Genomic DNA, 12,500 nt, shown 5'->3' on the forward strand with positions numbered 1-12,500 from the left:
ATTAATTCACCATAAGACCGGGTGAGGCCTGATACGTGGCAATCCATGCCTCGAACGCCGACGCGGTCAGCGGTCGACTGATCAGGTAACCCTGGGCCGTATCGCAGTGCCAACGCCGGAGCAGGTCCAGGCTGTGTTGATACTCGACACCTTCTGCTACCACCTTCAGTCCGAGGTTGTGGCTCATTTCAATGGTCGACCGCACGATTACTGCGTCTTCACTGGTTTCATCCAGATTGCGCACGAAAGACTGGTCGATTTTCAGCTCCTGCACGGGCAGACGTTTCAAGTGAGCCAATGACGAGTAACCGGTGCCGAAATCGTCGACTGACAGACTGATGCCGCAATCACGCAGGCGATGCAGGACGATCAGTGCTTTTTCCGGTTCGCTCATGACTGCGCTTTCGGTGATCTCGAATACCAGTTGTTCGGCAGGCAGAGCGTATTGCTTGAGCAATTTCATGACATAACCGACCAGATCATCACCCAGCAGGTCATCAGCGGAAATGTTCACCGACACCTGCAGGACCAGACCGCGCTGACGCCATTCGGCCAGTTGGCGAATTGCATCTTCGATCACCCAGTTGGTCAGCAGGTAAATGCTCCCGGTACGCTCGGCGAGGACGATGAATTCGGCGGGCGAGACATTGCCGAACTGCGGATGAGCCCAGCGCAACAGCGCTTCGGCCTGACGCACATAGCCCTGACGGATATCCAGCTTGGGCTGGTAATGCAGCGTGAATTCGCCATTTTGCGCGGCCTTGCGCAGGTCACGAATCAGCGTGATCTGCCGCTGGTGGGCCAGATCACGTCCATCCTGATAGATCTGCAGGCGACCGGGAATGAACGCGGCGTCCTTGCGGGCAATTGCCGCGCGGTTGAGCAATTCCTGGGCGGAATCACCGTGTTCCGGATACACCGTGATGCCAATGCAGCACTCAAGCTCCAGCTCGTGATTGTCGATACGCTGCGGCTCACTGAGCAGACGCTGTAGGGCGTCTGCCATGCCCACTGCACCCGCGCTGGACGTGTTGTCCAGCAACAGCAGAAACTCGTTGGTCCCCAGACGTGCCACGGTATCGCCGGCACGCAGATTACCTTGCAGGCGCTGGCCCACATGGCGCAACAACTGCTCCACGCCTTCAACGCTCACGCTTTCGCCGATCGTGGCGAGGTTTTCGATACTCAGAGACAACAGAGCCAACGCACGTTCTGCAGCAATCGAGCTACCCAGACGCTCCATCACCAGCGCCCGGTTGGGCAGCCCGGTCAGATTGTCGTGCAGCGCGTTGTGCGCCAATTGCCCCTCGCGCACCGCGATGCCCTGCTGCATGGTGTTGATCGCTTCGGCGAGCATGCCCAGCTCATCGCTGCGAACCAGGGTGACCGGCGTTTTATAGTCGCCATCACCAATACGTTTGGCCGCCGTGGCCAGGGCCTGTACCGGTAGCGACACGCTTCGCGCCAGTGCCAGTGTGCCGATCAGCGACGCCACCAAAGCGGCCATGGAAATCCAGAAGATCTTCTCATTCAGCGGCGCGAATGCCTGATAGGCCTTGTCCAGAGGGCTCTGTAATAGCGCGATAACCTGCCCGTCGCCGCCAATACTGGTGTTGGCGAGCATCAGGGTCTGGCTGAGAAAGTTAAGGTTCGATTGCTCGGTAAGCAGCATCTGGCCTTCCGAGGAGCTGCGCATCAGCTCAATCAGGCCCGCGTGCAGGGCCTCTGGCTGGGTACTGATCAGTTCACCGTTCTTACCGTCTTCTACGGTGAGAAAAGACACTTCCAGACCGCTGAGCGAACGCAGTTCTTCGGCAATACCGCTGTCGATGGTAAAGCCCATGACCACGCGGCCGATCGGCAATGGCGCGAGAACGGTGCTCTCCACCAGCAAATGAGGGTCTCCGCCGCCGGGCACAATGAGCACTGACTGACCGGCACGTTTGGCATTGCGCAGGGCTTGGTCATAGACAAACCTGGAACCTTCGGGGACTTTCGGCACGGTGCTGGCAATCACCACGCCATCCATGCCCAGCAGAAACATGTCGCTGGCATTGATGCGTTTGCCATGGTTGAGCAACACCGAGCGAATGGTCGAGGCGTCGGAACTGGCCACCGCGTCACGAAAGCCGAAATCGGCTGCCACCAGTTGCACGGTGTCACGCAGACGTTTGCCGCGCAGATCGATCAGACGCTCGAAGACGCGGCTACCCACCTCCAGCTGCGCCTGGGCCTGAGTGCGCACCGCCTCGCCTGTTGCAACCTTGACGGCGAGATAGACCGCACTCACGACAATCAGCAACAGGACAATCAGAACCCCGGCAATGCGCGCCTGAAAGCTGGCTCTAAATTTCATTCATGTGCGGCCTTGTGAAAGGCGTCACCGAAACCGCCGGGTGCGGGCTTGCCGGGTTTGTCATCGGCTTCCGCTTCGACCGCGAGGTTGAAACGCTGAGTGAGGCCTGCTGCCGGCAACTCGAGCTCGCCGCCCGACACAGGCTGCATATCCGCGATACGCGGATGCCAGAGGGTCGCGGCATAATGCCCGGCCGGAAGCTGATCCAGCTTGAGCTGGCCGTTGCTGTCGGTCACGCCGAACCATGAATCGTCGGTGACGTAGATGTAACCGACCATCCAGTCATGGATGTTGCAGCCCAGTACGACCACGCCAGGCTTGTCGAACAACAGCGGATCCGAGGGTGTGCCCTCGTAAAGCCGCAACTCGAAGCGCTTGGCCGGAGAAAAGGAGTAGACCTGATGGCGGATGTTGTCGCTGTTGGGGAACTTGACCTGAGTGCCGGCGTGGATGGCCAGTACATGTGGCGCAAACTCCTGATCACGCTGGTCCATTGACGCCTTCAACACAACAGGTGAAGGATCGGGCGGCCCTTTGAGCGTTACCACCGCATCTGCAAGGGGCTTGCCTTCCTTGTCCGTTACCTGGGCGGTAAAGCTGGAAGCCGATGCGTTTGCAGCCGATGCTATCCACAGTCCTGCCACTAATGCAGAAATAAATACGTTGGTCATGCCTGATTCAACCCATACCGGCAGTGCCGTAAATGAAGTAAGCCCGTCCTTGTCAGCCCTGACAGGCCCGCTAATAAATAACGGTTTTCCAACCGCTTTACAGACTATCGACCAAGACTATTGAAACCTGAGAGCCGCTGCCCCATCTAAGAACCATGTTCAACTTCTCAGGTGCCCCATGAGCGACCAGCAGACAGACTCGCCAGACTTGCCCAATGACGCAGACGAGCACGACGTGTCTCTGAGTTCCGACAGCACCTCGCTGGCCTTGCCCGGCCAGAACCTGCCCGACAAGGTTTACATCATCCCGATCCACAACCGTCCGTTCTTCCCGGCGCAGGTCCTGCCTGTCATCGTCAATGAAGAGCCGTGGGCCGAAACGCTGGAGCTGGTCAGCAAGTCCGAGCATCATTCGCTGGCGCTGTTCTTCATGGACACTCCGCAGGAAGATCCGCGCCACTTCAAGACCGACGCACTCCCCGAGTATGGCACTCTGGTCAAGGTTCACCACGCCAGTCGCGAAAATGGTCGTTTACAGTTCGTCGCGCAGGGGTTGAGCCGTGTGCGTATCCGTACCTGGCTCAAACACCACCGCCCACCGTACCTGGTAGAAGTCGAATACCCGCAGCAGCCCAATGAGCCGACCGATGAAGTGAAGGCCTACGGCATGGCCCTGATCAATGCGATCAAGGAACTGCTGCCGCTCAACCCGCTGTACAGCGAAGAGCTGAAGAATTACCTCAACCGTTTCAGCCCCAACGATCCCTCGCCGCTCACTGACTTCGCCGCCGCGCTGACCTCGGCCACCGGCGTCGAGCTGCAGGAGGTGCTCGACTGCGTGCCGATGCTCAGGCGCATGGAGAAAGTCCTGCCGATGCTGCGCAAGGAAGTCGAGGTTGCACGCCTGCAGAAGGAAATCTCTGCCGAAGTGAACCGCAAGATCGGCGAGCATCAGCGGCAGTTCTTCCTCAAGGAACAGCTCAAGGTCATTCAGCAGGAGCTGGGCCTGAGCAAGGATGATCGCAGCGCCGACATTGAACAGTTTGAGCAGCGCCTCGAAGGCAAGACCTTGCCGCCACAGGCGCGCAAGAAGTTCGACGAAGAAATCGGCAAGCTCAAGGTGCTGGAAACCGGCTCGCCCGAATACGCCGTGACGCGCAATTACCTGGATTGGACCAGCTCGCTGCCATGGGGCATCTATGGTGCCGACAAGCTGGACCTCAAACACGCGCGCAAGGTGCTCGATCAGCACCATGCCGGGCTTGACGACATCAAGGCGCGGATTCTGGAATTCCTCGCCGTCGGTGCCTACAAGGGTGAAATCAGCGGCTCGATCGTGCTGCTGGTCGGCCCGCCAGGGGTGGGCAAGACCAGCGTCGGGCGCTCGATTGCCGAGTCGCTGGGGCGGCCGTTCTATCGCCTGAGCGTGGGCGGCATGCGCGACGAGGCCGAAATCAAGGGTCACCGCCGTACCTATATCGGTGCGCAACCGGGCAAGCTGGTGCAGGCGCTGAAAGACGTTGAAGTCATGAACCCGGTCATCATGCTCGATGAAATCGACAAGATGGGCCAGAGCTATCAGGGCGACCCTGCATCCGCGCTGCTGGAAACCCTGGACCCGGAACAGAACGTCGAGTTTCTCGATCACTACCTGGACCTGCGTCTGGACCTCTCCAAGGTTCTGTTCGTGTGCACGGCCAACACGCTGGACTCGATCCCCGGCCCGCTGCTCGACCGGATGGAAGTGATTCGCCTGTCCGGCTATATCACTGAAGAGAAGCTGGCGATTGCCAAACGCCACATGTGGCCCAAACAACTGGAGAAAGCAGGCGTTGCCAAAAGCAAGCTGAGCATCAGCGACAGCGCCCTGCGCGCCGTCATCGAGGGCTACGCCCGCGAAGCCGGTGTGCGGCATCTGGAGAAGCAACTTGGCAAGCTGGTGCGCAAGGCAGTGGTCAAACTGCTGGACGAGCCCGATTCAGTGATCAAGATCGGACCAAAAGACCTCGAAGCGTCGCTGGGCATGCCCGTATTCCGCAGCGAACAAGTACTGTCCGGCACCGGCGTGATCACCGGCCTGGCGTGGACCAGCATGGGCGGCGCTACCCTGCCCATCGAGGCGACGCGCATTCATACGCTCAACCGTGGCTTCAAGCTGACCGGGCAATTGGGCGACGTGATGAAAGAGTCGGCTGAAATTGCCTACAGCTACGTCAGCGCCAATCTGTCGAAGTTTGGTGGTGATGCGAAGTTCTTCGATGAGGCGTTCGTGCACGTACATGTTCCCGAAGGTGCCACCCCGAAAGACGGTCCGAGTGCGGGTGTGACCATGGCCAGCGCCTTGCTGTCCCTGGCCCGCAACCAGCCGCCGAAAAAAGGCGTCGCCATGACCGGCGAACTGACCCTGACCGGGCATGTGCTGCCGATCGGCGGCGTGCGGGAAAAAGTCATTGCCGCGCGACGCCAGAAAATCCACGAACTGATCCTGCCGGAGCCTAACCGTGGCAACTTCGAGGAACTGCCGGACTACCTGAAGGAAGGCATTACCGTGCACTTCGCCAAACGCTTTGCGGATGTGGTGAAGGTGCTGTTCTAAAGATTGATACTGCGCAGGTCACACGCTGAACTGTTACGAGAGGTATTCTATCGGGCACCTCTCGTTCCGGCACGCTTCAGCATGGGAATGCAGTGCTGGACGCTCTGCGTCCGATCCAGAGCGCGACACCGGTCGTACTCCCTCACAAAACTCCGATCAGTTATCCTTGCGCCTCGTATCGCGATACCGGAACTTGCCATGACCCCTGCCCGTTTCATTGCCCCGCTGAGCCTTGCGCTGCTGACGGCGTGCGCTCAGACGCCGAAAAACATTGTTTCCATCGACACGCAAAGCGACTGCCCGCTGACACTCACGTCCGGGCAGACGCTGATCCTGACCCTGCCCAGCAACCCCACCACCGGCTTTCGCTGGCTGACCCAGAACCCGGCCCAGAATATTCTGCGCAGCCTGGGGCCTGAGGTGTATGCCAGCGCCGAGAGCAAGGAGATGGTCGGCGACGGCGGGCAATCGGTCTGGCGCTTCAAGGCCACCGATGCCGGAACCGGCCGGCTGATGATGGTCTATCAGCAACCCTGGGCACCCGAAGTCGTCCCGGAGCAGACCTTCGAGTGCGCCATCAGCGTGAAGTGAGGCTTTGCGCACGGCTTGTCCGACAGCACGTACTGCACCATGCATCCCGGCAGCAACTTGGCTAGAATGCCGGCTTTTCAAAGCCTTCGCCGGAACCGCCGTGAGCAAAGAAACCGACCGCATTTTCGCCCAGCCGCTGGCCCAGGTGCCTGACTTCGCCTTCAACGAGGACGTGGTGCGGGTATTCCCGGACATGATCAAACGCTCGGTGCCCGGTTATCCGACGATTGTCGAAAACCTCGGTGTGCTGGCCGCGCAATTTGCGCAGCCAAATACTGTGCTCTATGACCTGGGCAGTTCTCTGGGCGCTGTCACCCAGGCCCTGCGCCGCCATGTGCGCGGTGAGGGCTGCGAAGTCATTGCGATAGACAACTCCAGTGCCATGGTCGAGCGTTGCCGTGAATACCTCAACGCGCAGAACTCCATGTTTCAGGAGTTGCTGCCGGTGCAGGTCCTCGAAGGCGACATCCTCGCGCTGGCGTTCAAACCCGCCTCGGTGGTGGCGCTGAACTTCACCCTGCAATTCATTGCCCCCGAACAGCGTCTGGCATTGCTCGGCCGCATTCGTGATGCGCTGGTGCCCGGCGGTGCGCTGATCCTCTCGGAAAAACTGCGCTTCGACGACCAGCAGGAACAGGCTCTGCTGACCGACCTGCACATCGCCTTCAAACGCGCCAACGGCTACAGCGACCTGGAAATTGCCCAGAAGCGCAGCGCCATCGAAAACGTCATGAAACCCGACAGCCTCGAAGAACACCGCCAACGCCTGCTTGCCGCAGGTTTTTCCAAGGTAGTGCCCTGGTTTCAATGCCTTAACTTCACCTCGTTGATTGCCCTGCCATGATTGATCTCGCTCCCCTCGTCCGTCGTCTGGCGGGAACCCCTCTGGCCGATTGGGCCAATGGCCTGCAGGCCCAGCTCGACACCAAGATGGCCAAGGGTCACGGTGACCTGCAGCGCTGGCAAAGTGCGCTGGATGCCTTGCCCGACCTGCAGCCCGAGCGAATCGATCTGCTCGACAGTTTTACCCTGGAAGCCGAGTGCAACGGCGAGACCCGCACCGTCCTGCGCAAGGCATTGCTGGGCCTGTCACCGTGGCGCAAGGGGCCGTTCAATGTGTTCGGCGTGCACATCGACACTGAATGGCGCTCGGACTGGAAGTGGTCGAGGGTTTCGCCACACCTGGACCTGAAGGGCAAACGCGTTCTGGATGTCGGCTGCGGCAACGGTTATTACCAATGGCGCATGCTTGGCGCCGGGGCCGACAGCGTGATCGGGGTCGACCCCAACTGGCTGTTTTTCTGTCAGTTTCAGGCCATGCAGCGCTATCTGCCTGACCTGCCCGCCTGGCACCTGCCGTTCGCGCTGGAAGATTTGCCCGCCAATCTTGAAGGCTTCGACACAGTGTTCTCGATGGGCGTGCTGTATCACCGCAAATCCCCCATCGACCACCTGCTGGCCTTGAAAGACTGCCTGGTAAAAGGCGGCGAGCTGGTGATGGAAACCCTGGTAGTGCCGGGCGATGTCCATCAAGTGCTGGTCCCGGAAGATCGTTATGCGCAGATGCGCAACGTCTGGTTCCTGCCTTCAGTCCCCGCGCTGGAGTTGTGGATGCGCCGTGCCGGCTTCACCGATGTGCGTTGCGTCGACGTCAGCCACACAACGGTCGACGAACAGCGCAGCACCGAGTGGATGCGCTTCCAGTCCCTGAGCGACTATCTGGACCCCACCGATCACAGCAAGACTATCGAGGGCCTGCCTGCCCCCATGCGTGCGGTGATCGTGGGGCGCAAACCCTGAGGGATTAGTTATCTGGCCGCCGCCACGATCAACGCTTTCATCTCGGCCACTGCCGCCTTGAAGCCGACGAACAGAGCATGAGCCACCAGCGCGTGGCCGATGTTCAGTTCGTTGATGCCCTTGATCGCGGCGACCGCTTCGACGTTGTGATAATGCAGGCCGTGACCGGCATTGACGATCAGCCCTTGGGCGAGACCAAACGCGACGCCGTCGGCGACCCGCTGCAGTTCTTCGGCAACTTCAGTCGGGGTCTGAGCATCGGCATAGCGACCGGTATGCAGTTCGATGGCGGGGGCGCCGACGCGTTTTGAAGCGGCGATCTGACGCTCGTCGGCGTCGATGAACAGTGAAACCTCGCAGCCAATCTTCGCCAGTCGCTCGACCGCTGCCTTGATCCGCGCTTCCTGCCCTGCCACGTCCAGACCGCCTTCGGTGGTCAGCTCCTGCCGTGTCTCAGGCACCAGACAGATGTGCGCCGGGCGAAGGCGTTCGGCGAAGGCGAGCATTTCTTCGGTCACGCCCATTTCGAAATTCATGCGGGTCTGCAAGACATCCTTGAGCAGCAGGACATCGCGCTCCTGAATATGGCGGCGGTCTTCGCGCAAGTGAACGGTGATGCCGTCGGCGCCTGCCTCTTCGGCGTCCAGGGCAGCCTTGACCGGGTCCGGGTAGCGCGTGCCACGAGCCTGACGCAAGGTGGCTACGTGGTCGATGTTTACGCCGAGAAGGATGCGAGTGCTTTGGGTCACGGTGGTCTCCAGAAAAATGGGCGAGCTGGTCGAAGCAGGCTGTAGAGAATAAAGCCTGATCAAGGCTTGCGAAACAGTTCACGACTGACTAACGGGCGACCGCCCAAGTGTACCGCCAGCGCCTGACGCATCAGACGCTTGGCAGCGGACAACGCACCGGGGACGCTCCAGTCCGCTTCGGACATGGCCAGTAATTCCGCGCCCTGAAACAGACCGGGCTGAAGCAGGTAGACACGCTCGAGCCCGGCATCGACCTGCAAGCGATACATGCCATCAATGGCCAGCGGTTCGCCATTGATGTCGGCGTCCATCGCGAAGCCATAGCCCAGGTCATCCAGCAACCGCCATTCGAACGAACGCAGCAACGGCTCCAGCGGACGCCCCAGAGAAAGGGCCAGCAGCGTGGCAGCGTAATGTTCGAACACGGCAGGATGAGGATCTTCGGCAGGCAACAGGCGAATCAGCAGCTCGTTGAGGTACATGCCGCTGAATAACGCCTCGCCGGTCATCCAGGTAGCGACGCCCGCGCTTTCCATGCGGCCGACATTCTTCAGCTCGCCCCGCCCTCGAAACTCGACCTCGAGGGGCACGAATGGGCGTGCCAGCGAACCCGCCTTGCCCTTGGCACTGCGCAGCACGGCACGCAGACGGCCCTTAGGCGTGAGGAAGTCGACCAGCGCGCTGTTTTCGCGATACGCACGGCTGTGGAGCACATAAGCAGGTTGGCCGGTAGGCGTGCTCATCAGGCTGGCTCGAAAGGGAAGTGTTCGCCCGACCATAGCAAGGTCGGGCGAAAGGACAGCTTAGAGGTCGCCGTAGCCAAGGGAACGCAGTGCGCGCTCGTCATCGGACCAGCCACCTTTGACCTTGACCCACAGGTTGAGCATCACCTTGGAGTCGAACAGCAGTTCCATGTCACGACGCGCATCACTGCCGATGCGCTTGATGCGATCGCCCTTGTCGCCAATGATGATCTTCTTCTGTCCATCGCGCTCGACAAGAATCAGCGCATGGATATGCAGGGTGCGGCCCTGCTGCTTGAATTCTTCGATCTCGACGGTGATCTGGTACGGAAGCTCGGCACCCAACTGGCGCATGATTTTCTCGCGGACCAGTTCGGCAGCCAGAAAGCGGCTGCTGCGATCGGTGATCTGGTCTTCCGGGAAGAAGTGGTCATTCTCGGGCAGGTGCGAGGCAATCAGGCTTTCCAGCGCTTCGAGGTTGTGACCATGCTGCGCGGAGATCGGCACGATGGACGCATTCGGCAACTGACCCTGCAGCCACTCCAGATGCGGCATCAGATCGCTTTTGTCTTCGATGCGATCGGTCTTGTTGATCGCCAGGATGACCGGCCCCTGGACATACTGAACGCGCTCCAGAACCATCTGGTCTTCGTCCGTCCAGCGGGTGCGATCGACGACGAAGATGACCACGTCGACGTCCTTCAGCGCCGCCGAAGCGGTCTTGTTCATGTAACGGTTGAGCGCTTTCTCGCCATTCTTGTGCATGCCGGGAGTATCGACATAGATTGCCTGCACGGCGCCTTCAGTCTTGATGCCCAGCATGTTGTGGCGCGTGGTCTGCGGCTTGCGCGAGGTGATCGCGAGCTTCTGACCGAGAATGTGGTTGAGCAGCGTGGACTTGCCTACGTTGGGACGGCCGACAATGGCAACATAGCCACAGCGTGTTGCGGTTGTATCATTCATGACCGTTCTCCACGCCCAGGGCGATGAGTGCTGCTGCGGCGGCTACCTGTTCGGCGATCCGGCGGCTGACACCCTGTCCTCGGCTTTTTTCATTCAATAGGTTGATCTCGCATTCGACGAAAAACGTCCGGCAATGCGGCTCGCCCTGGATATCCACCACCTCGTAACGTGGCAGTTCGCAGGCCCGCGACTGGAGAAATTCCTGCAGTCGGGTCTTGGGGTCCTTGTTGGTGTCCACCAGCGTCAGGCTGTCAAACTCGGTTGTCAGCCAGGCCAGGACGCGCTCGCGCGCCGCCTCCATGCCTGCATCCAGATAGATCGCCCCGATCAGCGCCTCGAGCGCGTCGGCGAGAATCGACTCACGACGGAAACCACCGCTTTTCAACTCGCCCGAACCAAGGCGCAGGTACTCGCCCAGATCGAAACCACGGGCCAGCAACGCCAGGGTCTCGCCCTTCACCAGCCGCGCCCGCAAGCGGGACAACTGGCCTTCGCGAGCCTGGGGGAAACGCTCGAACAGCGCCTCGCCCGCCACGAAGTTGAGAATGGCATCACCGAGAAACTCCAGACGCTCATTGTTGCGACCGGCAAAACTGCGATGGGTCAGGGCCAGGACCATCAGTTCCTGATCCTTGAAGGTGTAGCCGAGCTGACGCTCAAGGCGGCTCAAGGATACGCTCACGGTTTACCCACACTGAATTGCTTGTCGAACTTCAACACCAGATCGATGTTCTGGAACCACGGTTCACGCTGCTCATAGTTCAAATGAGCCTGGAACGCATTGTTCTCCACCGTCACTTTCAACGCCTTGTTCAAATCTATATCCCGAATGCTGTTGACCTGCATGTTCTTACCGACATAACCGTAAAAATCGTCGACCGTGGTGATGTCCAGGGTCTTGTTGGTGTCGACCGCTTCGATGATTTTCTTCATCGTCATGTAGTCGAGGTAGTGCGGAACCAGCTTGAAGGCCGTGCTCGTCGCAAACGCGACCAGCGCCAGCACCAACAGCCAGCCCACGAAAGAAAAGCCTTTTTGAGAAGTAGAGAACGTCATGTTCGACTTCGACCTCAAGAGTGCAACGCCTCCTGACCGGGTCGACTCATGCTTCAGAGGCGTTTCCAGTCAGCCCAAATGACATGCGGCGCTGCTCAGGCAGCGCCGCATCGATTACTTGATCAGCCCTACGCGCGCAAAATTGGGGAAGTGGCTCAGTTTCGGCTCGGGCCAGCTCATCCACACCGCGAACGCCTTGCCTACGATGTTCTTGTCCGGGACCATGCCCAGCTCGTCCTTGGGAATGTTGGGATCATCCCAGTAACGGCTGTCGTTGGAGTTGTCACGGTTGTCGCCCATCATGAAGTAGTGCGCGGCAGGCACTGTCCACTCACTGTCAGGCGGCGCGCGGTAGCGGCTCATTTCCTGACGGATCTGATGTTCGACTTCGCCCAGCTGCTCTTCATACAGTTCCGCGCTGCCCAGTGTACCGGGCTCGGTGCCGATCAGCTTCTTGGCGACCAGCTCGCCATTGATGAACAGCCGCTTGTCGCTGGTGTAGCGGATACGATCACCCGGCAGACCGACGACACGCTTGATGTAATTGACGCTCGGGTCGCTCGGATAACGGAACACCATCACGTCGCCACGCTGCGGATCACCGATCTGAATCACCTTCTGGTCCAGTACCGGCAGGCGAATGCCGTACGCGAACTTGTTGACCAGAATGAAATCACCCACATCCAGTGTCGGCTTCATGGAACCCGAAGGAATCTGGAACGGCTCGACCAGAAACGAACGAAGCACCAGCACGATGAACAACACCGGGAAGAACGATTTGCCGTACTCGACCAGCAAAGGCTCCTTGTTCAAGCGCTCCACGACAGCAATGTCAGGTTCGCCCACGCTGCCCTGATAGTTGGAAATGGCAGCCCGGCGGCGAGGCGCCAGGATGACCAGATCAATCAGTGCAAGCACGCCACAGACGAAGACAGCGATGACCAACAACAGCGGGAAATTTAGTGACATAGGACC

At 59.7% G+C, this 12,500-nt stretch carries 12 protein-coding genes; 4 read left to right on the forward strand and 8 right to left on the reverse strand.

From position 1 onward, the window contains the following. Position 1: 1 nt before the first annotated feature. On the reverse strand, positions 2-2,356 hold the full coding sequence (locus tag BLR16_RS05810; RefSeq protein ID WP_003363692.1) for a bifunctional diguanylate cyclase/phosphodiesterase: 2,355 nt from the start codon (positions 2,354-2,356) through the stop codon (positions 2-4). After that, positions 2,353-3,027 (reverse strand): methylamine utilization protein, encoded by a 675-nt coding sequence (locus BLR16_RS05815; protein ID WP_044308864.1) that lies wholly within the window; start codon positions 3,025-3,027, stop codon positions 2,353-2,355. Before BLR16_RS05815 ends, BLR16_RS05810 begins: the two co-directional genes overlap by 4 nt. 178 nt (positions 3,028-3,205) lie before the next feature. Here BLR16_RS05815 and lon point away from each other — a divergent pair, with 178 nt between their 5' ends. The 4 genes from lon (at position 3,206) to cmoB (ending at position 8,014) form a co-directional block, all read left to right on the forward strand. Then, the gene (gene lon / locus BLR16_RS05820; RefSeq protein ID WP_074804918.1) at positions 3,206-5,623 is read left to right on the forward strand and encodes an endopeptidase La; all 2,418 of its coding nucleotides are present in this window, start codon (positions 3,206-3,208) and stop codon (positions 5,621-5,623) included. A gap of 198 nt (positions 5,624-5,821) precedes the next feature. After that, positions 5,822-6,214 carry a protease inhibitor I42 family protein gene (locus BLR16_RS05825; RefSeq protein ID WP_003363696.1) on the forward strand — a complete coding sequence of 131 codons (393 nt, stop codon included), beginning with the start codon at positions 5,822-5,824 and terminating at the stop codon, positions 6,212-6,214. 100 nt (positions 6,215-6,314) lie between these two features. Beyond that, a complete protein-coding gene (gene cmoA, locus BLR16_RS05830; protein WP_003363698.1) occupies positions 6,315-7,058 on the forward strand; it encodes a carboxy-S-adenosyl-L-methionine synthase CmoA in 744 nt (247 codons plus the stop codon). Further along, positions 7,055-8,014: a tRNA 5-methoxyuridine(34)/uridine 5-oxyacetic acid(34) synthase CmoB gene (cmoB, locus tag BLR16_RS05835; RefSeq protein ID WP_054082104.1), complete on the forward strand. Its 960-nt coding sequence runs from the start codon at positions 7,055-7,057 to the stop codon at positions 8,012-8,014. The genes cmoA and cmoB overlap by 4 nt, the downstream gene beginning before the upstream one ends. Before the next feature lie 8 nt (positions 8,015-8,022). Here the strand turns inward: cmoB and pdxJ are convergent, their stop codons facing one another. The 6 genes from pdxJ to lepB all read right to left on the reverse strand — a co-directional run bounded on the left by pdxJ (position 8,023) and on the right by lepB (position 12,494). Continuing rightward, on the reverse strand, positions 8,023-8,763 hold the full coding sequence (pdxJ, locus tag BLR16_RS05840) for a pyridoxine 5'-phosphate synthase (protein ID WP_003431309.1): 741 nt from the start codon (positions 8,761-8,763) through the stop codon (positions 8,023-8,025). A 59-nt stretch (positions 8,764-8,822) separates the two neighbouring features. Further along, positions 8,823-9,506 carry a DNA repair protein RecO gene (gene recO / locus BLR16_RS05845; protein ID WP_054082103.1) on the reverse strand — a complete coding sequence of 228 codons (684 nt, stop codon included), beginning with the start codon at positions 9,504-9,506 and terminating at the stop codon, positions 8,823-8,825. Between the two features lie 60 nt (positions 9,507-9,566). Continuing rightward, entirely contained in the window at positions 9,567-10,469 is a 903-nt protein-coding gene (gene era / locus BLR16_RS05850; RefSeq protein WP_003363707.1) for a GTPase Era, read from the reverse strand. After that, positions 10,462-11,151 (reverse strand): ribonuclease III, encoded by a 690-nt coding sequence (gene rnc, locus BLR16_RS05855; protein ID WP_002554906.1) that lies wholly within the window; start codon positions 11,149-11,151, stop codon positions 10,462-10,464. Before rnc ends, era begins: the two co-directional genes overlap by 8 nt. Next, positions 11,148-11,525, reverse strand: a complete 378-nt coding sequence (locus BLR16_RS05860) for a DUF4845 domain-containing protein (protein WP_003384196.1) — start codon at positions 11,523-11,525, stop codon at positions 11,148-11,150. The genes rnc and BLR16_RS05860 overlap by 4 nt, the downstream gene beginning before the upstream one ends. A 114-nt stretch (positions 11,526-11,639) precedes the next feature. Beyond that, on the reverse strand, positions 11,640-12,494 hold the full coding sequence (gene lepB, locus BLR16_RS05865; RefSeq protein ID WP_003363711.1) for a signal peptidase I: 855 nt from the start codon (positions 12,492-12,494) through the stop codon (positions 11,640-11,642). Positions 12,495-12,500 lie beyond the last annotated feature (6 nt).

The organism is Pseudomonas sp. BS3767 (assembly GCF_900099665.1).
In the GTDB taxonomy this organism is placed as follows: Bacteria; Pseudomonadota; Gammaproteobacteria; order Pseudomonadales; family Pseudomonadaceae; genus Aquipseudomonas; species Aquipseudomonas cerasi.